General features: G+C 56.9%; 24 protein-coding genes and 1 pseudogene. 3 read left to right on the forward strand and 22 right to left on the reverse strand.

The genetic code is table 11. The features are described from left to right. Positions 1 to 442 (reverse strand): annotated as a pseudogene (locus tag HMPREF7545_RS10205) (PepSY domain-containing protein); the annotation flags it as partial. A 191-nt stretch (positions 443 to 633) separates the two neighbouring features. Here HMPREF7545_RS10205 and HMPREF7545_RS00505 point away from each other — a divergent pair. From HMPREF7545_RS00505 to HMPREF7545_RS00515, 3 genes are all read left to right on the forward strand, one after another. Then, positions 634 to 2127 carry a sensor histidine kinase gene (locus tag HMPREF7545_RS00505; protein WP_155812193.1) on the forward strand — a complete coding sequence of 498 codons (1494 nt, stop codon included), beginning with the start codon at positions 634 to 636 and terminating at the stop codon, positions 2125 to 2127. After that, positions 2124 to 2831: a response regulator transcription factor gene (locus tag HMPREF7545_RS00510; RefSeq protein WP_006693697.1), complete on the forward strand. Its 708-nt coding sequence runs from the start codon at positions 2124 to 2126 to the stop codon at positions 2829 to 2831. The genes HMPREF7545_RS00505 and HMPREF7545_RS00510 overlap by 4 nt, the downstream gene beginning before the upstream one ends. Before the next feature lie 91 nt (positions 2832 to 2922). After that, entirely contained in the window at positions 2923 to 4434 is a 1512-nt protein-coding gene (locus HMPREF7545_RS00515; protein WP_006693698.1) for a Na+/H+ antiporter NhaC family protein, read from the forward strand. Positions 4435 to 4528: 94 nt separating this feature from the next. On the opposite strand, the gene HMPREF7545_RS00520 is transcribed toward HMPREF7545_RS00515, so the two are convergent. From HMPREF7545_RS00520 to HMPREF7545_RS00615, 21 genes are all read right to left on the reverse strand, one after another. Beyond that, positions 4529 to 5338, reverse strand: coding sequence for an SDR family oxidoreductase (locus HMPREF7545_RS00520; RefSeq protein ID WP_006693699.1), 810 nt, complete (start codon positions 5336 to 5338; stop codon positions 4529 to 4531). Between the two features lie 49 nt (positions 5339 to 5387). Beyond that, positions 5388 to 6383: a PTS glucitol/sorbitol transporter subunit IIB gene (gene srlE / locus HMPREF7545_RS00525; RefSeq protein WP_040571102.1), complete on the reverse strand. Its 996-nt coding sequence runs from the start codon at positions 6381 to 6383 to the stop codon at positions 5388 to 5390. A gap of 24 nt (positions 6384 to 6407) precedes the next feature. After that, positions 6408 to 6962: a PTS glucitol/sorbitol transporter subunit IIC gene (gene srlA / locus HMPREF7545_RS00530; protein WP_006693701.1), complete on the reverse strand. Its 555-nt coding sequence runs from the start codon at positions 6960 to 6962 to the stop codon at positions 6408 to 6410. Between the two features lie 20 nt (positions 6963 to 6982). Further along, positions 6983 to 7375 (reverse strand): transcriptional regulator GutM, encoded by a 393-nt coding sequence (locus HMPREF7545_RS00535; RefSeq protein ID WP_006693702.1) that lies wholly within the window; start codon positions 7373 to 7375, stop codon positions 6983 to 6985. Positions 7376 to 7397: 22 nt separating this feature from the next. Continuing rightward, positions 7398 to 7601 (reverse strand): sugar-binding domain-containing protein, encoded by a 204-nt coding sequence (locus HMPREF7545_RS09990; protein ID WP_345908457.1) that lies wholly within the window; start codon positions 7599 to 7601, stop codon positions 7398 to 7400. Between the two features lie 105 nt (positions 7602 to 7706). Next, positions 7707 to 8078 carry a DUF488 domain-containing protein gene (locus tag HMPREF7545_RS00540; RefSeq protein ID WP_006693704.1) on the reverse strand — a complete coding sequence of 124 codons (372 nt, stop codon included), beginning with the start codon at positions 8076 to 8078 and terminating at the stop codon, positions 7707 to 7709. Between the two features lies 1 nt (position 8079). Next, positions 8080 to 8727 (reverse strand): hypothetical protein, encoded by a 648-nt coding sequence (locus HMPREF7545_RS00545; RefSeq protein WP_006693705.1) that lies wholly within the window; start codon positions 8725 to 8727, stop codon positions 8080 to 8082. Between the two features lie 131 nt (positions 8728 to 8858). Next, positions 8859 to 10457, reverse strand: a complete 1599-nt coding sequence (locus HMPREF7545_RS00550; protein WP_006693706.1) for a nitrite/sulfite reductase — start codon at positions 10455 to 10457, stop codon at positions 8859 to 8861. Between the two features lie 28 nt (positions 10458 to 10485). Then, a complete protein-coding gene (locus tag HMPREF7545_RS00555; RefSeq protein ID WP_006693707.1) occupies positions 10486 to 10737 on the reverse strand; it encodes a hypothetical protein in 252 nt (83 codons plus the stop codon). A gap of 9 nt (positions 10738 to 10746) precedes the next feature. After that, on the reverse strand, positions 10747 to 12069 hold the full coding sequence (locus HMPREF7545_RS00560; RefSeq protein ID WP_006693708.1) for a YeiH family protein: 1323 nt from the start codon (positions 12067 to 12069) through the stop codon (positions 10747 to 10749). 330 nt (positions 12070 to 12399) lie between these two features. Then, positions 12400 to 13755: an amino acid permease gene (locus tag HMPREF7545_RS00565; RefSeq protein ID WP_006693709.1), complete on the reverse strand. Its 1356-nt coding sequence runs from the start codon at positions 13753 to 13755 to the stop codon at positions 12400 to 12402. Between the two features lie 15 nt (positions 13756 to 13770). Continuing rightward, positions 13771 to 14244, reverse strand: a complete 474-nt coding sequence (gene smpB, locus HMPREF7545_RS00570; RefSeq protein ID WP_006693710.1) for an SsrA-binding protein SmpB — start codon at positions 14242 to 14244, stop codon at positions 13771 to 13773. A 9-nt stretch (positions 14245 to 14253) separates the two neighbouring features. Beyond that, positions 14254 to 16956, reverse strand: coding sequence for a ribonuclease R (gene rnr, locus HMPREF7545_RS00575; protein WP_006693711.1), 2703 nt, complete (start codon positions 16954 to 16956; stop codon positions 14254 to 14256). A 32-nt stretch (positions 16957 to 16988) separates the two neighbouring features. Then, a complete protein-coding gene (locus tag HMPREF7545_RS00580; RefSeq protein WP_006693712.1) occupies positions 16989 to 17741 on the reverse strand; it encodes an alpha/beta hydrolase in 753 nt (250 codons plus the stop codon). 97 nt (positions 17742 to 17838) lie between these two features. After that, complete coding sequence (gene secG / locus HMPREF7545_RS00585; protein ID WP_006693713.1) at positions 17839 to 18051, reverse strand: preprotein translocase subunit SecG; 213 nt, start codon at positions 18049 to 18051, stop codon at positions 17839 to 17841. Between the two features lie 209 nt (positions 18052 to 18260). Continuing rightward, positions 18261 to 19301 carry a 2-hydroxyacid dehydrogenase gene (locus tag HMPREF7545_RS00590; RefSeq protein ID WP_006693714.1) on the reverse strand — a complete coding sequence of 347 codons (1041 nt, stop codon included), beginning with the start codon at positions 19299 to 19301 and terminating at the stop codon, positions 18261 to 18263. A gap of 68 nt (positions 19302 to 19369) precedes the next feature. Further along, on the reverse strand, positions 19370 to 20254 hold the full coding sequence (locus tag HMPREF7545_RS00595; RefSeq protein WP_006693715.1) for a class II fructose-bisphosphate aldolase: 885 nt from the start codon (positions 20252 to 20254) through the stop codon (positions 19370 to 19372). Positions 20255 to 20278: 24 nt separating this feature from the next. Next, complete coding sequence (locus tag HMPREF7545_RS00600) at positions 20279 to 20842, reverse strand: glycerol-3-phosphate responsive antiterminator (RefSeq protein ID WP_006693716.1); 564 nt, start codon at positions 20840 to 20842, stop codon at positions 20279 to 20281. Beyond that, the gene (locus HMPREF7545_RS00605; protein ID WP_006693717.1) at positions 20835 to 22364 is read right to left on the reverse strand and encodes an FGGY-family carbohydrate kinase; all 1530 of its coding nucleotides are present in this window, start codon (positions 22362 to 22364) and stop codon (positions 20835 to 20837) included. Before HMPREF7545_RS00605 ends, HMPREF7545_RS00600 begins: the two co-directional genes overlap by 8 nt. A gap of 22 nt (positions 22365 to 22386) precedes the next feature. Then, positions 22387 to 23142 (reverse strand): SDR family NAD(P)-dependent oxidoreductase, encoded by a 756-nt coding sequence (locus HMPREF7545_RS00610; protein ID WP_006693718.1) that lies wholly within the window; start codon positions 23140 to 23142, stop codon positions 22387 to 22389. Positions 23143 to 23150: 8 nt separating this feature from the next. Then, positions 23151 to 24182, reverse strand: a complete 1032-nt coding sequence (locus HMPREF7545_RS00615) for a 2-hydroxyacid dehydrogenase (protein ID WP_006693719.1) — start codon at positions 24180 to 24182, stop codon at positions 23151 to 23153. Between the last annotated feature and the right edge of the window lie 4 nt (positions 24183 to 24186).

A 24186-nucleotide genomic window follows, 5' to 3' on the forward strand; every position in this document is an offset into this window, starting at 1 on the left:
GCGCGGGCGGCATCATTCCCGGCTGACCGTCGCGGTCATGTGCAGGACGTCCGTCGCGCTGCTCCTTACGGTCATGCTTGCGGTCGTGCTTGCCGTCGCGGTGTTTATCGCCGCGCTTTCCGTCTTTGTCATCGTGATCCTTCACCGTCAGGTAAATCGTGCGGAAGTTCAGCTCCGAGACAGACTTTCCGATCGCCTCTGCCGCAATCGTCTGCACATGCTCCTCATCGAGCAGAACCATGCCGCGCTGCGATGCCTGCACCGCAATCATCTCCGACTGCGCCTGTTTCTGAACGAGGGAGCGTGCCTCCGCCTGCCGGTGATGATAGTACGCGCCGCCTGCGCTGACGATACCGACGAGCACGGCGCATGCGACCGCCTTTTTGAGACGCGCGGGGGTGAATACCTTTGCTGCCTGATCTTTTACATTCTGCATTTCCATGATTTTCCTCCTCTGCCTTTCGGCACATCATTTATCATTCCTGATGATGCCATCATACGGGAAAATCTTAAACAAAATGTAAACACAAAAATAACTTTTTTGAAATTCTTCTCGATGCGCAGATTTTTGCGCGTATTTCGGTTATAATGGCAGAAGATTTTCTGCTGCTCAGAGGAAAGCGAGGTTCTGTCATGCGTCTGCGTGATCTGTCTCTAAAGACGAAACTGCTCGCAACAAACGCACTCATGATCGTCATCCCGATCGCAGTGCTCGTCGCCATCGGCGCGGTGCTGCTCGGCGGACTGCGCCATGCAGGCACACTGCAGCAACAGGCGCTCGCTCTCCTCTGGCCGGAGGAGGGCCGGACGCTCTCCGTACAGTTTGCACTGAGCTCGCTGCGCGCGGAAGCAGAGAAAAAGAAGTTCAAGCTGGACAATATTGAACGGGACATCCGCATCCTCGAAGATGCAGGCGTCCGCCTCCTCGCCGCACAGAAGGATGCCGTCTACCTGACGCAGGACAGCGACCCAGACGAGATTCGGCAGATTGTCGCGCACAAATGCGGCATCCGCGGCTCCGCTCTCACGTGGGACGCGGACGGCCTTTTCTTTCGCTATGAGGGCCTGCGCAGCGGCACGGTCATCATGGGTGCCGGCGCCGTTCCCATGATGCGCGGAGACGAGCCGCCGCCGCTTTCACGTGATGCGCGGGACTTCATCCTGAACAGCGCGCTCATCCTCCTCATCCTCATCACCTCGGCCGGCATCCTGCTCCTCGGACGCTATCTCGCCCGCCTCCTCTCCGCGCAGATCCTCACCCCGCTCGCAGAAATGCGCCGCGCAGCCGCAGCCATTCAGCGCGGCGATCTGGAGCATGCACTGCCGCCGATGGGCAATGACGAAGTGGGAGCGACCTGCCGTGCGTTCGATGAGATGCGCAGAGAACTCATGCGCGCACGTGTACGCGAGGAACAGGAAGAAGCGCAGCGCAGAGAGCTCTTCATCGGCATCCTCCACGACATTGCAACCCCGCTGACCGCGATCAAAGGCTATGCGAGCGGCATTCTCGACGGCATTGCGCGCACGCCGGAGAAACAGCGCACCTACGCGGAACGGATCAGCCAGTCTGCCGCAACCATGGAGCGTCTGACCACGCGTCTGCGCGAGTTCCTGCGCCGCGAAACGGGTCAGCTGCCGCTCACGTGGGAGACCGTCAGCGCACGCGCCCTCCTGACGGAGGCCGTTCGTGAACACGCGCCCGCCTTTGCCGAAGAGGGGCTGTACCTCTCCATGGAGGAATCTGGAGAGGATGCACCTATACGAATCGACCGCGGCGAGTTCGCCCGCGTCCTCAGGAATCTGTGGGAAAACAGCAGCAAGTATCGGCGCAGCACAGACGTACACGTGCATATGTCGCTCGCGGCGGAGGGAGAACAGATTGCCGTCCGCTGCGATGACGACGGCACCGGCGTCCGTAGAGAGGATCTGCCGAAGCTCTTTGACAGCTTCTACCGTACGGATGCGGCGCGTACAAACGTCGCAGCCGGCAGCGGTCTCGGGCTTGCCATCGTGCGCCGGATTATGACGGCATTCGGCGGCAGCGTGCGCGCAGAGGAGGCGCCGCAGGGCGGACTGCGCATCGTGCTCCTCCTGCCCATCGCTCAGAAACAGGGAGACATCGCATGAAAAAGATATTACTGGTCGAGGACGACAATGACATCGCACAGCTCGAGCGCGACTATCTCGAGGCAAGCGGCTTTGCCGTGGACATCTCGTCCGACGGGGACGAGGGGCAGCGCCGCGCGCTCACGGGTGAATACAGCCTCATCCTTCTGGATGTCATGCTGCCCGGCGCGGACGGCTTTGCCATCTGCCGCGCGGTGCGCAGGGAACTCGACATCCCCATCCTCATGGTCTCGGCGCGTCTCGAGGACGTGGACAAGATCCGCGCGCTTGGACTCGGTGCGGACGACTACATCGTCAAACCGTTCAGTCCGAGCGAACTCGCCGCGCGCGTCAAGGCGCACATCACACGCTACGAGCGTCTGAAAGGCGGCGAGCAGACAGCGCCCTCCGTTCTGCGCTTCGGCAGTCTCGAAATCCAGCCGCAGACGCACCGCGTCTTCGTTAACGGGCACGAGGTACGCCTCGCCGTGCGGGAGTTCGAGCTCCTACTCTTTCTCGCGGAGCATCCGCAGATCGTATTCAGCAAGGAGACGCTCTACGACCGCGTCTGGGATCTGGACGCCATGGGGAGCGTCTCCACCGTCTCCGTCCACATGAACCGCCTGCGCGAAAAGATCGAACCGGATCCGTCGAATCCTCGCTGGCTGCAGACGGTCTGGGGCGCAGGCTACCGCTTCAACAGCGAGGCATTGGAAGATGCGTGAATTTTTGCTTATGAAAATTTTGCCAAATCCCATTTTTCTGTTATAATAGGGAACGGTTTTCAGCAAATGATAAAGGGAGTGTATCTAACTCATGACAGCAACCGCATGGTCGATTCTGCCGCCGGTCATCACGATCGTTCTCGCGCTCTGGACGAAGGAAGTCTATATGTCGCTCATCATCGGCATCTTCTCGGGTGCGATGCTCTTCGCCGGCGGGAACTTCCTGCAGGCGACTCTGACGATGTTTCAAGTGATGGCGGACAAGGTCGGGAGCAACGTCAACATCCTCGTCTTTCTCGTCATCCTCGGCATTCTCGTTGCGGCGATCACGCGCTCAGGCGCGATGAATGCATACGGCAACTGGGCAACGCGAACGATCAAAGGAAAGCGGAGCGCATCGCTCGTCACCGTGCTCCTCGGCATTGTCATCTTCATCGACGACTACTTCAACTGCCTCACCGTCGGCACGGTCATGCGGCCGGTCACCGATAAATTCCAGATCGCACGGACGAAGCTCGCCTACATCATCGATGCGACGGCAGCGCCGATCTGCATCATTGCGCCGGTCTCCAGCTGGGCGGCGGCCGTCGGCTCATCGCTTCCGGAGGACGCGCCCATCGACGGCTTTATGCTGTTCCTGCAGACCATTCCCTTCAACCTCTACGCATGGCTGACCATTCTCTTCATGCTCTTCGTCATCTGGACCGGCCGCGACTTCGGCGCCATGCGCAGGAGCGTCGAGAAATCCAACGCACATTTTGAAATCCCCAAAGAATATCAGGATACGGCGGAGGCATCGGCGAGTGCGGCGAGCGAGGGACGCGGCAAGATGATCGACCTCGTCCTCCCCCTCCTCGTCCTGATTGCCGCCTGCGTCTACGGGATGCTCTACACCGGCGGGATTCATGAGGGCAGGAGTATTGCGGAGTCGTTTGCAAACTGCGACTCGTCAAAGTCGCTCGTGCTCGGCTCCTTCATCGCCTTCGTCTTTACGGGGCTGCTCTACCTCCCGCGCCGCGTCGTCTCGTTCAACGTCTTCTGCGACAGCTTCGGCTGGGGATTCAAGGCAATGACCCCTGCCATCTTCATTCTCTGCCTCGCGTGGACGCTCTCCGGGATCTGCAGCAAGGAATACCTCGACCTCGGCGGCTTTGTCGGTTCCGTTGTCGCAGCAAATGCGGGCGTCGTCATGTTCCTGCCGCCCCTATTCTTCCTCGTTGCAGCGGGGCTCGCCTTTGCCACCGGCACGAGCTGGGGCACGTTCGGCATTCTCATTCCGATTGCCATTGCCGTGCTCGGACAGACGGCGCCCGACATTCTCGTCGTCTCCGTCGCCGCGATTCTCTCAGGCGCTGTCTGCGGTGACCATGCCTCGCCGATCTCCGACACGACCATCCTCGCCTCGGCGGGCGCACAGTGCCACCATCTCGACCACGTGTCGACACAGCTGCCCTACGTTGCCGTCGTTGCCTCCTGCTCCCTCCTCGGCTACATCGCCGACGGGCTCACGGGCAACGGCTACATCGGCCTCGGCGTCGGCATTGCCGCCCTTGCGCTCTTCATGGCGGTGCTCTCGTCACGGGTAACATCGGCAGAAAAGTAGGCCGCATACAAAAGTTTATTTGCACTTGCATAAAAGCCCATCTCAGAAGCATTCCTGCTCTCATGAGATGGGCTTTATTTGTATTGTTCCGGTTTTATCCGCGCGTCTTGCCGCCCGCGACGTTGTAAGTAACACCGTGGATGTAGGAAGCGCGGTCGGAAGCGAGGTAGACGACGAGATCGGCAACCTCGGTGAGTCTGCCGCTGCGTCCGAGCGGCGTGGTCTTGGTGCTCGCATATCCTTTGCGCAGCTCATCAACGGTGATGCCGCGCGTATAGGCGAGTGCCTCTTCATAGGCAATCGTGCGCAGGCCGGTCGCCTCGAGGATGCCGGGTGCGACGCCGACAACGCGTACGCCGTATTTGCCGAACTCCTTCGCCCACGAACGTGTGAAGGAGTTGACGGCATTCTTGGTCGCTGCATAGATGCTCTGTCCCTCGGAGCCCTCGATGCCGCTCTCGGAACTCATGTTGATGAGCACGCCGTGTCCCTGCGCGACGAGCTCGCGTCCGACCTCCTGCGCGCAGAGATAGACGCCCTTGAGATTGACCGCCGTGACCTTGTCAAAGACGGCCTCATCGAGTTCATACTTCCCATGTGGATCCTTCGGATCGACGAGGAGACGCGGGATGTTGATGCCCGCATTGTTGACGAGGATATCGATCGCGCCGAACCGCTCCTTTGCCGCGGCGACCATCGCTTGGACACTTGCACGCTGCGTGACATCGGTGACAACATAGAGGCCCTCGCCGTTCTTTACCTCGAACGCGGGCGCCTGCGGATTCATATCGCAGACGACGACGTTCGCCCCCTGCTCCAGGAACTCCTCCGCGACGGCCTTTCCGATGCCCGACGCACCGCCCGTGACGATCGCTGTTTTTCCTTCGAGATTCAACCAACTCATATTGGATTCTCCTTTTTGCACTGCTGCATCATCTGCTGAACGAACGCGCTCAGTTCTCATAGAGGCCCGCGCTGGCGATCCATGCGATGATGACGGCAAGCGGGCCTGTCATAAAGCGCGAGTAGAGCACGGCAGGCACGCCGATCTCGACGGTCTTGGCATCTGCCTCGGCAAGTCCGAGCCCGACAGGGATAAAGTCGCAGGCGCACTGGACGTTAATCGCGAAGACGGCCGGAAGCGCGAGGTTCGGCGGGATGTGTCCGAGGCCGATCTCGACGCCGATGAGCACGCCAACCACCTGCGCGATGACCGCCCCGGGCCCAAGGAAGGGGGAAAGGAGCGGGAAGGAGCAGATGAGTGCGAGGATGATGAGCCCGATCGGGGATGAGGCAAGCGGCGAGACGAAATGCGCAACGAAATCGCCGAAACCGGAGCCGAGGATAACGCCGATGAGCATGGAGACGAACGCCATGAACGGCAGGATCGTCGTAATCAATGTATTGATGGACTCGCGCCCCGCCTGATAGAAGGTGGCGACGATGCCGCCCATCATCTGTCCGACCTTCGCCATGAGACTGCCGGACTGCTCCGTAATTTTCTTTGAGGTATCGTATTTCGGCTGTTCCTCTTCTGCGGAAGCTGTCGCAGGCCCAATGGCAGGAGCCTCTGTGCCGTCGCTGAATGCAATATTGTTTGCCTTGACTGCCGAGACATATATGTCCGGCTTGATATACTGCGCGAGCGGGCCGGAGGGACCCGTCGGTTTGATGTTCACAGTAAAAATCCGTTTCTGCGGGTAGATGCCGCAGCGCAGCGTGCCGCCGCAGTCGATGACCGCCGCGAGAATCTCATCCTCGGGAACGCTAGTCTTGAAGCCGTCCACGACTTCCGCACCGGTCATTTCGCCGAGACGCAGAGCGACCTCCGAGATCACGCCGCCCGTGATGTTGACGATCTTATTCCGCTTCTCATCCGGCGTGAGTGTGAGGGGGCCGCCGAATCCGCCTGAGCCTGCCGATACGACAACACTTTTATATTTACGCATCATCATTTCTCCTTTCCTCGTCTCTCAGTTTTTGAGCACAGCAGGCTCTTTGCTGAGCTTCACGCCTTGCTGGCGCTGAACGTACGCCGTCGTAAAATCGGTCAGCCAGCCGCGCAGGAAGTTGACGATGAGTCCGACGAGCAAGTAGCGCAGTGCGAGATCGGTATACGGCAGTCCGAGCGTCGTAATGCCGTTCGCAACACCGAGGAATACGAACATCTCGCCGGGGTTGACATGCGGGAACATGCCGTTCATCGTGTGGCATGCAGACGAGGCCGCCGCGTAGTAGGACGGCTTGTAGAACTCAGGCATAAATTTGCCGAGTGAGAGTGCCATCGGATTGCAGAGAAAAAACACGCCGATGAACGGCAGAATGACATAGCGGGAGAAGGGATTGCCCGCACATAGATGCGCGAACCTCTCCACGCGCTCGTTGCCGACGAAGAGCACAATTGCGTTCATCGCAACGAGCAGGCAGACAAGCGTCGGAATGATGCCCGTAACCCAGCCGACGAGCGTCTCGCCGCCCTTGTTGAACATGCCGATGAACCCCTCGGCAAAGAGAATAAGAGTGTCCATAGATGTGTCTCCTTTCCTGGTTATGCATGACTGGCAAGGGTCTCCCCCTGCTCTTGGTAGATGATATATTCCTCGCGCGCGCCAAGGATGGCGCGGCGTGTTTGACGGTCGTAGCCGGCAGTACTCTCCTCATCAAGATCGAGGAGATTGCTGCCGTTGAAATCATTGAAGGGACGAAATCCGGCAAATACGGTGACGCCCTTCATGATCTCCCCGCGCAGAATCCTGCACTCGCCGTCAATCACAAAGAGAACAATCGCCCCGGCGACAAAGCGCCCTTTCGCCTTTCCGATGGCGACACGTCCTTCCCGGCGCATGCCCTTTACATGCGCGGCGAAGCGATGGAACTGGAGGATGCTCAGCACGAGCTGCAGCACCCACATGAACACGGCAATGACAATCAGCCACAGCATGGTATCGCCCCTTTCGATCAGATCATTCATTCAACAGAATTTTTGCGGTCTCCTCATCCGTGATGAGGACATTGATATAGCAGCTGCGCAGCGCCCCGAGAATCGCGGGCATCTTCTCGCGGGATGCCGCCATGCCGATGCTGCAGCGGAGGCTGCGGAGGCGTTCAAGATCGACGGCAATTTTTGTTTCCCGGATAAATTGACTATAACGCGTACCGCAGTCGATTGCAAGAAAAAAAGCCGTGCGCTCAAAGAATCACAGCTTTTTTCTAAATCTCTTCTGCAGATCGTCACTTATGTGAAGCATTTATCTCATAGGTGACAATTATATTTATTTGTCCATCCTATGGAGCATCCAATCACGCAGCACAACTGCCTGATTGATCTTAGGATCCTTTGCCCCATAGAGCAGGGTGACATTCTCCCCTGCCGCAAGACGCGCGGCAACCGTCTTCATATGCGCGGGCGCGGCCGTTCCCGTCGAAAGCTCTGCGCGATATTTTTCGGCGAACTCCGCAAATTTCTCTGCCTTGTGTCCGAACCATGTGCGCAGCTCCGGCGACGGAGCGATATCTTTCCACCAATCTGCAAGCGCTGCACGCTCCTTCGAGATGCCGCGCGGCCAGAGCCGGTCGATAAGCACGCGGAAGCTGTCTTCTGCCTCCGGCGCCTCATAGATGCGCTTGATGCGAATCTCTGCCATTTTACATCGCCTCCTGTACCATATACTCCCGTACGGATCCGATCTCCCCGGACTGAAGCGCCGCGATCATCCGATTGATGAGCGGCGGCGGTGTCCAATCGAGCGGCAGAAAGCAATCGCTGCAGCGGTTGTACATCTCGTGCAGATCATTCTCCGCATGGCGCCGGAGAAGAGCATACTCCGCCTTGCGGTGCTCATACCGCCGCCCGGAGCGCAGATATCCAACCGCCGTAACCGTACCCCAGAGTACAAAGTAATACGTCCAAACAAAATGCGGCAAAAAAGGAGAAAGCGGGAGATAGACGAGCGCCGCGATGAGCCCGCCGCTGAGCAGCCAAAGTACAAAAGACGGGCGCTGCAGCCCGCGCTCCATATAGTCCAAATCCTGCACAACTTGATAGAGATTGCTGTGCTCGGTAAAATATTCCTTCATCCGATGCAGTCCATCCATTTGCGCCGCAAGGTCCTCCGGCACGTCCGCCGGCTCATTCAGCGCAACCTCTGCCGGCATTTCGCGCCTGCGCTGTGCCGCCGTATCCGCAATAAAGCTCCATGTATCAAGCTCGTCATCGATGAGTGCGCGCTCGCCGCAGTGCGGACAGATGCGCGTGAGCCCCTCGATCTTTGCTCCGCAATCCTTGCAAATCATCTTACTCCTCCTTACTGCCGAAATTTTATTGCATATCTTACCATAAATGATTCTTCTTGTCTAATGAAGCCGCCGGTATACATGCAAAAGGGACACGCGTATACGTTTGCATGTCCCTTGTTTCATCATTTTTATGCTCTGTTTCCATGATTTTGCTGCGGACGGATCGCCTCGTACTTCTTCACGAGTTCAGCAAATGAATCCGCATGCGCGGTCTGCCATGTTCTAAAATCCGCGGCCTCGTCTCTCGTCAAAAGTTCTGCAAGTTCGACAAAAAAATCGGGAATTGCCGCGGCGATGATATTGCCCATCGGCATGCCAAACCTCTCCGTGCCGAAATTCTCCGAACCGCCAAAGACGAGGATGAAGGACGGGGTCGGTACCTTGTCGATCAGCTTCGTTGCGCCGTGAAATCCGATCTCTCCGATCTGATGTGTACCGCACGACGAGAGGCATCCTGATATGTGAATCCGCGGAAGAAGCGCGGACGATACGCCGGCCTTGCGGGTACGCGCAACGATTTCATGAAGCAGTCCGTTGGAGTCCTGACTTCCGACCTGGCAGAGACTCGCTCCGACACAGGAAACCGATTCCTCAAAACTGTTCTTCGCGCTGTCCTCCGTCAAGTCTAAGACTGCGCGCGCTTCCTCCGCCGTCAGATTGATGAAGTAGATTCCTTCATCAGAGGTAAGCCGTCCCTCCGCCTCTTCCGCCCCGCCGAGATAGTCGAGTATGCGAAGCAGCACCTCGCGCTCCGGGTTCCCGCCGATCGGATGATATTTTACATAGTACAAACCGCGCTGCTTCTGCGCGCCGACACGGGGATGACGGAGCGTATCATCGGGTATGCCCTCCTTCGTACAGGCAGTGGTATAGGAAGCTGGATCAATATCGAGACCTCCCTCGCTCAGCACATCGCGGAGATATTCCGCAAACTTCTCCCGCAGTCCATCGGGGCTGCCGAACGCCGTCTGCAGATAGCGCGTACGCGCCTTCGCACGGTTGGTATAATTGCCGTGCTCCGCAAAAAGGCGTGCCATCGCCGTGATGTAGTACAGAATCTTCTCAGGCGCAACACCTTCAGCCACCTTGACGCCGAGTTTCGGATTCGGCCCGAGCCCTCCGGCTGCATAGACCTCAAACGTCCGATCCGGCATTGCCTTAAATCCAAGATCCTTAAAGGTAACATGCGACTCATTATGCGCATCGCTTGAAAATGCGACCTTGTATTTGCGCGGCAGTTTGATCCCCTTGATGAGCGATAAAATATATGCGGCCGCGGCCTCAATGTACGGTGTCGTATCCCATGTCTCGCCCGGATCGATCCCACGCAGCGGGTATCCCGCAATATTGCGCGGATGATCCCCTCCGGCGCCGCGATTATAGATGCTGTGCGCATGGCACGCAGCAAAAATATCTGCGATTGTCTCGCCTTGGAGGCGATGAAATTGTATCGCCTGCCCGGTCGTAAAGTGAATATGCCGGAGATCATAGCGCCGAATTGTCTCCGCCATAAAGATCAGCTGCGGATGCGTGATGCGGCCGGCAGGGAAGCGCCAGCGTGACATCCCGGTCTCCGCACCCTTCTCCGCGTAGCTTCCGAAAGGCCCCGACAGGCCTTTATAATCCTTTACCGAGATTTCCCCATCGAAAAACTTTCGCGCATTCTCCCGAAATACGGGCAAATCGCAAATCAGTTCCTCCTTTAAGGCCTCCGAAATGCCAACCATACTCAACTCTCCTTTTTCACAGACACCCTTATAAAAAGCCCCATTTTCGCTGATATTCCACAGAAATCTTAAAATCTTGATCAGCGAATCCCTTTTGCCGGAGTGCGCGTTTCACATCCTCCCCCTCTCCGTCATAGCGCAGTGCTGCCCATTCGTCTCCGGACTCTTGTATCTCATAGTCCGAATGCGCGAGAAACCCGCGCAGCGCTTCCTCCTTTGCCGTCCCGGCAGGATGCGCGCTCCGGACTTTGATGCGGATCAAAACCAACGACTTTCCCATTTCCTGCCCCTAGAGATCCAGCCAGAAATCGGCAAAGACATGATTCGACAGATAGTAGCCGATCGGCACATTGATCGCGACGCCGATCGCAAATGCGAGAAATGGCTTCCACCCGACTAACGCGAGCTCGCGGAACCGCGTCGTCAGCCCGATACTCAGAAAGGTCAGCACAAAGAACCATCCGCGGAACGATTTAAAAAGCACCAGGGCCTCTTTATTATACGCCCCTGCCACGGCGGGGTCCATACTCGTAATCGCAAAGGTTGTCAGAAGAGATGCGGCAAAGAATCCAATGATGAATTTTGGGAAACGATTCCATATCTCGCGCTTGTCCACGCGTTCACTCGAGTTCAGCGATGTTCTTTCCCACAGCGTAACGGACAGCACGGCGACAATAAATGCCCATATTCCGACGAACATATCGCGGCCGACTACCTTCATCAGCGTAAAGGAACGTACCGCTGCCTCGTCGCCGATCGCCTCTGCCGCCGCAAATCCTGCCGCATCGGCAAACTCCGACGTTCCGATCCACGCGCCCGCGATGCCGGCGGGCAGCTCCAATGCCTTTGCGGCAAACGGCAGGAAAAAGATCATGGCAACTGCCCAAACCACAACCAATGAGATCGCTATTGATACATGCTCCTGACGCGCGCGGCACGCGCCGCCGATCGCAATAGAACCGGATACGCCGCAGATGGAGCCGCCCGCTCCGAGGCATGCCGCAAAACGGCGATCCAGATGAAAGAGCCGTGTTGCCGCCAGATAAATCGAAACGAACGTAACAATCGAGACGATCAGCGCCTGCATGATCGCAGCCGGGCCTGCCTGCAGAATAATCGTAAACGGCAGGGTCGCGCCCATCAGCACAATCCCGGTTTTCACATAGTACTCCGTACGGACCGCCTCACCAAACCACGCCGGCACGCCGATAAAGTTCCCGATTGCAAGGCCGACGATCAGCGCCAAGAGCGGACTCTCCAGCTGCATAGCTTTCACGTAGGTATTCGCTCCGAGTACGGTGACCAAGAGCGCCAGTATATATAGGAAAATAAACCCTTTCAGAAATTTTTGCAGCAAAAAGCCGAGCGTTGCCGCTCCTATGGTCAGAATGACCGCTAGAAATGTAAAAATGCTCAATGCGGGCAGTGCGATTTTCGTGAGCACAGGTCCGAGGTCAGCCGCACTCGACCAGCCGGAAACCTTCATGTTGAAAAGGTGAAGCACGTTTGCTGCGTCCGCCAAAAATAATATTGTCGCGGCAGCAACGATCCCCAATCCGATCAGGATCGCCCAACTGTCTTCTTTCTTATGCCAAAAATATGTTTTTTGCATACAAATTCTTCCTTCCGTTTGTCATGCTTTATATCTTGAGCCTTGCCTGTTTCAGCGTATCTCACACTGCACGAGGCCGCGCCGCAAGGACGCTCCATACAGTAACGCATGACCAACGAAGACATATATCTCCTCTCCTTTCTCTGTTCCTAAAACACACTTAACATATAAAACATATTTTACATATTTGTTAGCAAAGATACTACTTGTTATTTTATTTCTTGTCAAGTATGCATCCGATAATTTTATTCTTCACGGCATCAAAAAACGCAGCAGGATATGCTGCTGCGTTTTTGAATTGAATAGGGATATATGATTTTCTGCAAGTCTTTAGGGAATCTGTTTTCTCCGCTTCGAACGATATCCCAGCCAGAGTACGAGCAGCCACGCCGGCAGGATCGGTACAGCGAGCTGCATTCCCGGGATCTGCGCCATCATGACGACGACGCCGACGAGGAAGACGAGGCAGAGATAGTTGATCCACGGGTAGAAGGGGGCACGGAATTTGATCGTTTTCCCCTCGCGCTCCATTTTTTTACGGAACTTCAGGTGCGTCACGACGATGGTCGTCCAGCTGATAACGGCCGCACAGGTCGCAATCGAGATCAGATAGAGGAAGGCATCGCCGGGGAAGAAGTAGTTCAGGAAGACGACGATCAGCGTAATGCCCGAGGAGATCAGAATCCCGAGCACAGGCACGCCGCGCCGCGAGAGACTTTTGAGCACCGGCGGCGCATCGCCGCGCTGCGAAAGTCCGTAGAGCATGCGGCTGTTGCTGTAAATCGCAGAGTTGTAGACCGAAATCGCAGCCGTGAGCACGACGAAGTTCAGAATATGTGCAGCGGCGGGGATACCGACGTTGCGGAAGATCTGGACGAAGGGACTCGCCTCCATGCCGACCTCATTCCACGGCCAGAGCGCCATCAGCACAGCCATTGTGCCGACGTAGAAAATAAGAATACGCCAAATGACCTGATTGATTGCTTTGGGAATTGTACGATCCGGATCCTCCGCCTCGCCTGCTGTGATGCCGATGAGTTCGATGCCGCCGAAGGAGAACATGACGACGGCGGTCCCGAGGAAGAATCCCCACCATCCGTTCGGCAGGAATCCTCCGTGTTCCCAGAGATTGCTGACATTCTCGGGGAACGGGGCACCTGTAACGAGCAGCCAGCCGCCGAGGCCGATCATGAGCACGATTGCTGTGATCTTGACGAGAGCCATCCAAAACTCCATCTCACCGTACGCACGCACATTCGTGAGGTTGAGCGCCGTGATGATGGCAAGGCAGATGAGCGCAGAGATCCACTGCGGGAGATCGGGCAGCCAGAAGTTCATATAGATGCCGACCGCCGCAAGCTCTGCCATGGAGACGATGATGTAGTTGAACCAGTAGTTCCAGCCGGATAAAAAGCCTGGAAAATCGCCCCAGTATTTGCCCGCATAGTGGCTGAACGAGCCGGAGACCGGCTCATCGACGGCCATCTCGCCGAGCATGCGCATGATAAAGAAGATCATAACGCCGCCGAGGAGATAGGCGAGCATGACCGCGGGACCTGCGAGCGCAATGGTGGATGCGGAACCGTAAAAGAGCCCGGTCCCGATCGCTCCGCCGAGCGCGATCATCTGGAGATGTCTGTTCTTGAGCCCGCGCCGAAGCGCGAGCGATGGTTCCTTTTCCTGCATAAAAACTCCTGTCCTCTATCCACGCTGACGCGCCTTAAGCGCCTGCTCCACCTCACGCTTTGCATCCTTTGCACGAAGTGTCTGCCGCTTGTCATAGTTGTGCTTTCCGCTCGCAAGCGCAAGCTCGATCTTCGCCCTGCCGCGCTTGAAGTAGACCTTCAGCGGGACGAGTGTCATGCCCTTCTCGCGCGTCTTGCCGAACAGCTTCAGAATCTCCGCCTTGTGCATGAGGAGACGGCGCACGCGGAGCGGATCGTGGTTGAACTGATTCCCCTGCTCATAGGGGCTGACGTGCATATGATCGAGGAAGAGCTCTCCGTTCTTGATATAGGCGTAGCTGTCGCGCAGATTCGCGCGTCCGGCGCGCAGGGATTTGACCTCTGTCCCGACGAGTTCCAGCCCGGCCTCATAGGTCTCATGGATGAAGTAATCGTGCCGCGCCTTGCGATTCTCGCAGGCAATCTTAACGCTCTCGTTTCTCTTTCCCATAGCGATTCCTCAGTCTGCGCGTCCCGTGCCGCCCTCCGTCTTTCGGTTCATGCGGCGTGCAGGACGCGGTGCGCGGTGCGGCTTTTCCGCGACCTCCGCCCCCGTCTTCTGCTCGTGATACCCCGGCGGATCGGGCCAGACGGCGCTGTTGAGTCCGGTCACTTTGACGCGATGATAGTCGCGCATGCCGCGCTCATCGGCAAAGCGTTCCGAGCCCTTTTTCCCGCGCGCACGCTCATGCGCGGACTGCGGTGTCCGCTCCGGACGAGTACCGCGCTGGACTGCATCTGCCTTCGGCACTGCCGCACGCGGCTTTGCCGGTACACTCGCTGCTGCCGTACGTGCCGCACGTTCTTCTCGCTGCACATGTTTGCCGCCCGTTCCGTGAGCGCCGCGCGTTTTTTTGCGGCGCTCTGCACGGCTTGCCTGCGTGTCAGCAATGATGGGCTCGTGCTTTCGGTCCCCTTTCTTTTTGCGCGGGCGGCGCTTTTCAGAAGATGCGTCAGGTTTTTCCTGCGGCGCTTTGGGCTTTGCCGAAGCTTTCACCGTATCCGGATCATAGACGCCGTTGTCTTTCAGAACAAAGTCCAGCGTACGCGCCTGCACATCAGCGCGCGTGATAATGATGGTCACCGCATCACCGAGGCGGTAACGCGCGCCCGTACGCTCACCGACCATCGCGTACTGCTCTTCGACATAGCTGTAATAGTCGTTCACCATCGTCGAGACATGGACGAGCCCCTCGACGCCGTTCTCCAGCTCAACGAAGATGCCGAACGCGGTCACGCCGCTGATGACGCCCTCAAAGGTCTCCCCGACAAACTGCGCCATGTACTCAATCTTCTTCATATCCGTCGTCTCGCGCTCCGCCTCGACGGCAATGCGCTCGCGTGCGGAGGAGTGCTCCGCTGCCTCGCTGAGGACGGTACGCAGACGCTCACGCTTCTCCGCCGGGATATGTCCTGTAGCAAAGGTCTCGCGCAGGAGGCGGTGCACGAGGAGGTCGGGATAGCGCCGAATCGGCGAGGTAAAATGCGTATAGTAGCGCGCGGCGAGGCCGAAATGCCCGAGACTCGCCGTCGCGTAGCGTGCCTGCTGCATGGAACGCAGTGCCACTGCGCCGATGATGCGCTCCTCAGGCGCTCCTTTTACACGATCAAGCACCTGCTGGATATCACGCGAGCGCACTTTGCCGTCCTCATCGACGTTCAGACGCAGCCCAAGTGCCGCGAGCAGGCTCTGAAACCGCTCAATCTTCTCGGAAACGGGCGCCTCATGCACGCGGTAGACGAACGGTTCCTCCTTCAGCTCCATATGGCGCGCAACTGTCTCATTCGCAGCGAGCATGCACTCCTCGATGATTGACTCGCCGATCGAACCCGTGCGCCGCTCAAGCGCAATGGGATGCCCCGCGGCGTCGAGCTTCACCTTGATCTCAGGCAGCTCAAAGTCAATGGAACCGCGGCGATGGCGCTTCCCGCGCAGGACCTCACGCAAACGGCGCAGCGTCTCAAGCATAGGGCGGATATCCTCATTGTCCGAGACAAACGGCTCCTCCCCCGCAAGCACCTTGTTCACGAGCGTATAGGTGAGGCGGCGCGCGACGTGAATCACGCACGGCACGATCTCATAGCTCTTTACCTCACCGTCTGCGCCGATCTGCATCTCGCACGCCATCGAGAGACGGTCCACGCCCTCGTTCAGGCTGCAGATTCCGTTCGACAGTTCCTTCGGCAGCATCGGGATCACCCGATCGACGAGATAGACACTCGTCCCGCGGCGCGCTGCCTCCACGTCAAGAGGCTCGCCCGCACGGACATAGTGGCTGACATCCGCAATGTAAACGCCGAGGAAGAATTCGCCGTCTCTCTCATATGCATAGATGCCGTCATCGATATCCTTCGTGTCCTCTCCGTCGATCGTAACGATCGGAAAGTCGCGTCGATCACGCCGTCCTGCGTACTCCTCCGGCAGGGGATTCTCCGGGCACTGTGCCGCCGCCGCTGCTACATCGGGCGGAAAGTTCTCATCGAGATCGTAAGCGCGCATGACGGCAAGCACATCAACTCCGGGGTCACCCGTCTTGCCGAGCACCTCAATGACACGCCCCTCCGCGCTCCGGCGCGCCTCCGGCCACTTTGTAATCTCGACGACCACCTTGCTGCCCGTCTTGGCTCCGCCAAAATCCTTTTTCAGCACGAAAATATCACGCCCGATCTTCGTGCTGTCAGGAGTCACGAAGCCGAACGCCTTGCTGCGCTCAAATGTCCCGACGATATGCGTATTCGCACGCACGAGAATACGGATGATCTCGCCCTCACGGGCGCGCCCCGGTGACTCCGAGGGTGTGACGCGCGCTACGACGCGGTCTCCGTGCATCGCGGTCGCGAGCGCTGCGCCTGGAACGAATACATCCGTCTCCTCCTCGTTCTCACGCGCGTCCGGGATGATGAAGCCGAACCCCTTCGGCGACATAGAGAGCCGCCCCACAACGAGATTCATGCGGCTCGGCAAGCCGTAGAGTCCGCTGCGGTTCCGAATGATGACGCCCTCTTCCTCCAGCGCATCGAGCGCAGACGAAAGAAGCGGCTCCTCCTCGTCGGAGAGCCCGAGCCCCTTGAGCACTTCTGCCGCCGGCAGCGGGCGATAGGCGTCCTCCCGCATAAAGGCGTGAATTCTCTCTTTCACGATATCCAATTGTTCCTGTTCCATAATTTCCTCTTTTTCCCGTTCCTATTGACTTTTTATCGCGCCGCATCCTCTGAAAGAAACGCCGCCGTACGTTCAAATACGCGCTCCCGGATCCCTGTGTCGAGCGGCAGCAAATGCCCCGCATCCGGGAGAATGATCTTCTCGCGCCTGGAGCTTGCGACATTCTCATAGAGATAGGCTGCGCTCTTCGGATCCGCCGTATGATCGCGCGCCCCGTGCATGATCAGAATGGGCGCGTCCACCCGTGCGATCTCCCTGCACAGGACCTCAATGACATCCATTACCTCGTGGATGGAGACAAGCGGCATGCGCCGGTAGGTATTGTTCGCGCCATTCGGCACATCAGACAGCTTGCGGCGCGCCTTCGGCACGTAGCGATCAACGCACGCCTCACGCGTCGGCAAATGCTCGAGCCCCTGCTCCGGCGCGATCATGATGGGAGCGCAGAGGCTAACGACATGAGCAACTTCCATCTCAACTGAGAGCAGCATCGCAAAAACGGCCCCCATCGAATGGCCGACGACAGAGATGCGGTCGCATGCGCCGCTGAGAATCGCATAGCCGTCGCGCACGGAGTCCATCCAGTCCTCATGCTCCATGCGGCTCAGGTCCTCAACCGTGGTCCCGTGCCCCGCGAGACGTATTGCAAGTACGGTAAAGCCGCGCGCATTCAGATACTCGCCGAGCAGGCGCAGCTCTGCCGGGAGGCCTGTAAATCCATGAATGAGAAGTACGCCGTGCCTCCCTCCCGGAAGCAAAAACGGCTCTGCCCCCTGCAAGTACACAGCATCCCCCCCTTTCCGAGGGGAAACTCAGACGAATCCCCTACCCTAAAAAATCCCTGCCCCGCACAGGCGGCAACAGGGATCGTCCCTATTTTGATCAGCTCGACATCCGCGCAATCACAATCGTAATCACGCCGAACAGAATCGCAAACACAACAGTGACGCGCGCGAGCAGCGCATCCATCCCGCGTGCCTTTCCCGAGAACACCGTATCTCCGCCGCCGTCAAGACCTCCCATGCCGGCAGACTTCGCCTCCTGCCCGAGCACGGACGCGATTAGAATGATTGCAACGACTGCATCAAGTACCATTAAGAGCGTGAGCAAGAAAACGTCCCTTCCTTCACTAATATTTGTATTTTGTTATCATAGCACAGACGACGCCGCAGTGGCAAGCGAAATGTATCAAGCGCAGGCGTTTTCCGGAAAGGTTCCGCCGTATCAATGCGGTCAGCAATACATCGACCCATGAAAAATGCTGCCGATAAGCATACGTTTATCGACAGCATTCACAGGGCGTATTAATTGCGGATATTGACCATCTCTTTCCCAGTCAGATATCGCTTCAAATCTTCCAGCCCGATCTCCACAGAGGTCATCATCGTGTCGCAGGAGGTTCCTGCAAGATGGCTCGTCAGCGTAATATTGGAGAGCTTCAAGTACGGATGGTCGGCAGCCAACGGTTCTTCGTCATACACATCGACAGCTGCGCCGCCGATTGCATGATCCTGCAGCGCTTCCGTCAGAGCGTGCGTGTCGACCAATCCGGCGCGCGCCGTGTTGATGAGATATGCCGTCGGCTTCATCTTGGACAGTTCTTCCCTGCCGATGAAATGCTCCGTTTTTTCCGAGAGGCGCAGATGAAGCGTCACAATATCCGACTGATGCAGCAGTTCATCCAACGACACAAACGCGACATTGTGATCGTCGAACTGCGTCGGATCAGCATACGGGTCATAGACCAGCACCCTGCACTCAAATCCCTGCAGACGCATCCGCACACGCTGTCCGATATATCCGAATCCGATGATCCCAACCGTCATTTTGCGCATATCGTGAATATAGCTCTGGTTATCGTATTTCTTGCACCATTTTCCTTCCATGAGCAGATGATGACTGCGTGCAATATTTTTGTTTTCCGCGATCATCATGCCGACGGTAAAATCGGCGACCGCATTTGCACTCCGCCACGGCGCGTTGATGAGCTTTACCCCTCTCTCCGTTAAGAGAGGCACATCGGCATTCTCATATCCGCCGCGCAGAACGGCAGCCACCTTGAGATTCTTTGCCTTTTCGATAATCTCCTTATTGATGGATGCGACATGTACGACGAGAATATCCTTATCCGCACAGTTTTCCAACAGTGCCTTGCATGTGGGAGCGGCATCAATCCCCTGATGCTCGATCAGCGTCATGCGGTCGGTAATTGGCCCCATCGCGTACATATCCTTATCTTCGACAATTGTGATCTCCGCGCCGAGCGGCTCCAACACGCGCAGTTCTTCCATCATCTCCACTGTAATTCCGCCGTCTGCAACGCAAAGAATTTTTGTTTTATCCATAATCAGCACCCTCAATTTCCGTCAGGTTTCCTGCCTGCATTACAACAGGGCTCCCCCGCCAACAGTGCTCAAGCCTTTCCTGCCGAACCGACCAGGTCAATCTTTTGACGCACGACCTCCTGCAGTGCAGCAAGCGGCTTTTGATAGAGCTGATGTGGCCAAATCGCCAAATGCTCGGCAGTCTGCAGTTCTTCCTTGAGCGTGCCGTTGAATGCGGTCAGCATCTCGGAAAAAATATTCAGCTTGCATATGCCGTTTGCGACAGACTTCCTGATCAGCTCATCCGGCGTACCCGATCCTCCGTGCATCACCATCGGCACGGTCGATATCGCGTTTAGTTCCTGCAGCCGTTCAAAATGAATCTTCGGCTTATGCACGTAGAGCCCGTGTGCCGTTCCCACAGCGACGGCGATGCAGTCCACCTGCGTGCGCTCGATGAAATCCGCCAGCTCGCTCGGCTGCGTCAGATAATCGTCGGGATTGTCGAACGTATCCTTTTTTTCAGCGCCGATCTCGCTGCTCCCGACAATACCATCTCCCACGTGCCCGAGTTCGGCCTCCACAGTCACGTCAAAGCGATGCGCATATGCAACCACTTCGCTCGTCTTGCGGATATTTTCCTCCAGAGGGAGCACAGAACCGTCAAACATCACCGAAGAAAAGCCTCCGTCAATACACTGTCGAATGAACGGAATATCCACTGCATGATCGAGATGGACCGCAACGGGCACGGATGCATTTTCTGCAATTTTCCGCAGATAGCCGAGCCAGTGGGAAAGTCGATCGCCCGCGAGATCGACGGTCAGGCCCATCAAAATGACCGGCGACTTCTTTTCTTCGGCCGCCTCGGTAACAGCCATTGCCATATCGAGGTTGCTCACATCAAACGCACCGACAGCATATTTTCCCGTTCGCGCGTCGGTCAGCATTTTCTTCATGTTTACCAAAGGCATATATATCCCTCCTCCTGCAGCGCTTCAGTCGGCCGCTTTCCAGTCCCACATTGTCTGCGTGCTCGTCATAATGCCATCAAATCCGCGCTGATAAAGCCTCTGCGCAAATTCGATCCGATTGATGAATCCGCTCGCAAAAATTTTGCCGGGGAATCCCCTTCGAAACTCGTCAATGAAATCATATGCACAAATTGCCGGTCTGAGCTCTATGGCGTCCGGCTTCGTCACTTCGATAGAGCGGAAAGCCATTTCCAAAGAAAGAGAATCCAGAAGCGCAATCTTCCAAATGGTCTTCAACCCGACCGCTTTTGCTCTGCTGATCTGATACGCATTTGCGCCGATGACAGCATCCACCTTGTAGGCTTTCTTCAGCATCTCAAAGGCGATCGTATCCGTTCCGAGACCGCCAATGAGCTCATGATTGACAAAGACTTCTTTGCGGTGTTTATGACAAAGCGTTGTCAGTTCCGCGAGATTCCCTATATGAGATACCGTACTCAGCAGGATCTCCCTTCGCTCCGACTTCAGTGCCTTGTCCAAATTTCGTATATCCCGTACGGAGGGGATCAGCATGAACTCCCTAGCCATCCTGATTCCCGCTCCAATACTGCAGCAAATGTCGGTTCAGCCGATGCCATTCGGCATATCTCTTTTGAAAGAATGCAGCCTTTTCCGGATTCGGAACAACCGGAGGCTTCAGCTTGACCGAACGTACGAATGCCTCTTCATAACTCTTGTATACACCCGCGCCGATGCCGGCAACAATAGCGACGCCATGCGCGCCTGTTTCATCACACTCGACAATTTCCACAGGAAGACGCATCGTATCGGCAAAGATCTGTGTCCACACAGGGCTCTTTGCCATTCCTCCTGTCAAACGGATAAGGGAGGCAGGCAGTCCGGCATTGATGAGGAAATCAATGTGAAATTTGTGAATGAAGGCGATCCCTTCGACGACCGCATAGCACAGTTCACCATATGACGTATGCATATTGATATTGCTGAATCCCGCACGCGCATTTACATGGATACTGGGCGATGCTACAAACGGCTGAAAATACGGCGTATCCATATCGGGCTCCGCCTGTCGTATCCATTCGTTCAACACATCGTAATAGTCACGCTGCTCATAGACGGCAGTCAGCCGAGCCTTATCCCCAAGTACGTGATGAAACCATTCGTAGTTCGTCGCAGATGCCCCCGTATACGAACAGTTGAGGTATTCATTCTTGTGAATATAGGGCATATTGCTCGATGCATTCGGTATGACGCGGTCCGAATGCGTTTCGTTGATGCACCACGAACCGGCAATGGATGTAATCACCCCGTCTCCCGTCGCTCCTGCCCCGACAAGGCTCGCCAGAATATCCATCATGCCTGCGGCGATCGGGGTCCCCTCGCAGAGACCGGTCAGCTCCGCCGCCTCCTTCGTCACAGTGCCGACAATCTGCTCTGGACTTGAATACAGCGTCGGCAGCTTGTCGAACATCTCCGGAATACCGTAGAGATTCATGAGCTCTTCCGAATACTCCATCGTGTCCATATCGACCATGAATGAGCCGCCGATGATGTTGAGATCTGTGGCAAACTTGCCGGATAAACGATACATCAGATAATCCTTGAACATCAATACGCTGCCGATCCGGTCATAAACAGCGCGCTCATGCTCTTTGTACCAGCGCAGAATCGGTCCTGGCTCCCCTGCAAACAGAGTCCCATGGACCATGCGGTTAATCTTCTCATAGGTTCCCTCTTGCTGGTACAACGCGATGATATCGTTGGCGCGGTAATCCTGCGAGAAACACCCGGGCGCGATCGACCAGCCATTCTCATCGAGAAATACAATGCCGTTGCCAAAAGAAGTAATTCCTATGCCGGCGATATCCTCTGCCGCGACACCGGCCTTCTCAATCGCCTGCTTAATGCATTGCGATACGATGCGCCAGAGCTCGTCGACGTCGAATTCCTCAAATCCTCTGCCGCGCGGCGCAAGATGCATGCGCTCAGAGCTTTTCGTCGACGCCGAGGCGACGACCTTTCCCGTCTCATCAAAAATGACCACCTTGCTGGATGTGCTTCCCGCATCGATTCCGATCAAATATTTTGCCATAACAATCCCTCCTTTCGGTTCTTTAACGCATCAGCATGCCGCCCGTAGCGTCCAGCGTGATCCCCGTCAGATAGTCCGCCTTATTCGAACACAGGAACAGAATGCTGTACGCGACTTCCTCCGGCTCTGCGACTCTGCCGAGCGGGATTCGCTTGCAATAATATTCTCTGCGCGTTTTCAGCACCTCGTGAATCATGGGGGTATCCATAATTCCGGGCGCGACCGCGTTGACATTGATGCCATGGGGCGCAAGCTCGCGCGCAAGCGACACTGTAAAGGACACCAATCCGCCCTTGGAAGCCGCATAGTGCGCATGTCCCGTGGTCGAGCCGGCAAACGCCGCCTGCGACACAACGTTCACGATCTTCCCCGGTTTCTTCTGATCCACCAAATACCGGGCAAAATCACGACACAACACAAACGGGCTGACCAGATTGACCTCTATGGTATGCCGGAAGGCCTCCTCCTCCATATCGAGGACATAGGCCTGCGGCCAGATGCCTGCCGCGTTGACAAGCATATCAAGCCTACCGAAGGCTGCGAGCGCTTCACGCACAACATTACTGCGTCCGCTGCCGCTCAAATCGCATGCGATTCCTGCTGCTTGTACTCCATATCTTTCCCGGAGCTGCGCCGCAAGTGCGGCACAGTCATCCTCATGCCGGCTGACGGCAATGACATTCGTGCCCTCCTGTGCAAAGAGCTCACATGTCGCCCTCCCGAGCCCTTTCGTGCCTCCAATAACGAGCGCATTTTTCCCTTGTAATCCGAACTCCATCACCCACCTCACTTCTGCCGCACGATGCAAGGCGACGTCAGGTCTCCGGAGAGCGCGCCCTCCATCTCCCGCGCGAGCAATACGGGCGAATGCAGGAAAGCATCTACGGTGCCTCCTGCCAAATGCGGCGTAATGGTGACGTTGTCAAGACCGACCAGGGGATCGTCCCCTTTGAGCGGCTCATGTTCAAAGACATCCAGTGCCGCTCCCTGAATCCGCTTTTCCTTCAGCGCCGCATAGAGCGCCGTTTCGTCGACGAGTCCGGCGCGCGCGGTATTGATGAAATACGCCGTCGGCTTCATCAAAGAGAACGCGCGCGCGTTCATCATCCCCTTCGTTTCGTCGGTAAGCCGTCCATGTATCGTCACAAAATCCGCGTGCACAAGCAATTCATCCAGAGAAACGCGCGCAACATAATCCGGCAATGCATCCGCATAGGGGTCGTAGCCGAGCAGCTGCACATCGAAGCCATGCAGTCTCTTTGCAACCTTTCGGCCGATCTGCCCCATGCCGATGATGCCGACCGTCTTATCCTCCAGATCGGGTACCGTCGCAGCATTCGCATAGTCGCGGACCCAGCGACCCTCCTTCAGGTTCGCATGTGCACGCGCGATGTTGCGGCACTCGCTCAGGATCATTCCGACGGTGAAGTCGGCGACGGCGGTCGCATTGCGTCCAGGGGTATGGTAAACAGTGATGCCTTTCTGCGCCGCATATGGCACATTCACATTTTCGTACCCGCCGCGCAGTACGCCGATGAAGCGGAGCTTCGTGCAGGCATCAAGAACTTTTTTCGTGATCGGGCAGAACTGCGTAATGAGAATCTCCGCATCGCGCAGCTTGTCAATGAGGGCATCCGGCACGTCATAGACCTCGCTGCCCTGTGTCTCCACCTGCAGATTGATCCCCTGCAGTTCCTCATAGTCCCTCAGCGGCCAGTCAACCACCTCGATCTGCACGCCCTTTTCCCGATAGCCGGAAAACCCGGCCTCAATGTACGGCGCCGGTATCAAGAGGTCGCCGATTCCAACGAGCTTCATAGAC

Origin of the sequence: Centipeda noxia ATCC 43541, from assembly GCF_000160555.1 — a bacterium.
GTDB classification, from domain to species: domain Bacteria; phylum Bacillota; class Negativicutes; order Selenomonadales; family Selenomonadaceae; genus Centipeda; species Centipeda noxia.